Here is a 652-nt window from a genome sequence, read left to right as displayed (position 1 = left end):
AGCTACGGCAGCGACACCCGCTATGACTGGATGCGTGTACGGGGCTTCGAACCCACACAGTTCCTCGACGGCTTGCCCCTGCCCCGCGGTGTGTATGCCAACCCGAAAGCGGAAACCTGGAACCTCGACCGCCTGGCCCTGCTGCGCGGCCCGGCGTCCTCGGTGTATGGCCAGACCCCGCCGGGTGGCCTGCTGGACATGGTCAGCCGCCGCCCCAGCGCAGACACCAGCCATGCCGTGCAGATCCAGTACGGCAGCGACAACTACCGCCAGATCAACTTCGCCAGCACCGGCAAGATCGACGACGAAGGCCAGTTCCTCTAGGGGCTCAGCGGCGTGGTGCGCGATGCCGGTACCCAGGTCGACCACATCGACAACAAGCGCTACAACATTGCCCCCAGCCTGACTTGGAACATCGATACCGATACCAAGCTGACCCTGCTCACGCAGTTCACCCGCGACGATACCGGTGCCACCAGCCAGTTCATGCCGATCCAGGGCACCAAGAGCAAGTCGCCACTGGGCGAGGTCTCCCATCACAAGAACCTGGGTGACCCGGACTACGAGTTCTACGACCGCACCTACTACGCCCTGGGCTACGCCTTCGAGCACCGCTTCAACGATGTCTGGCAGTTCCGTCAGAACCTGCGCT

At 63.7% G+C, this 652-nt stretch carries 1 protein-coding gene and 1 pseudogene; both read left to right on the top strand.

Translation table 11 applies throughout. The annotated features are described in order from the left end of the window. The coding region (locus tag Q7C21_RS22380) for a TonB-dependent receptor plug domain-containing protein (RefSeq protein ID WP_375151140.1) at positions 1-324 on the top strand (324 nt) is incomplete at its 5' end. A gap of 12 nt (positions 325-336) precedes the next feature. Then, positions 337-652, top strand: a pseudogene (locus Q7C21_RS22375) (TonB-dependent siderophore receptor); the annotation flags it as partial.

The organism is Pantoea sp. ANP04, assembly GCF_041982285.1.
Taxonomy (GTDB): domain Bacteria; phylum Pseudomonadota; class Gammaproteobacteria; order Enterobacterales; family Enterobacteriaceae; genus Pantoea; species Pantoea eucalypti.
The sequence above is the reverse complement of the archived record's forward strand: the minus strand, read 5'-3'. Positions and strand labels throughout refer to the sequence as shown.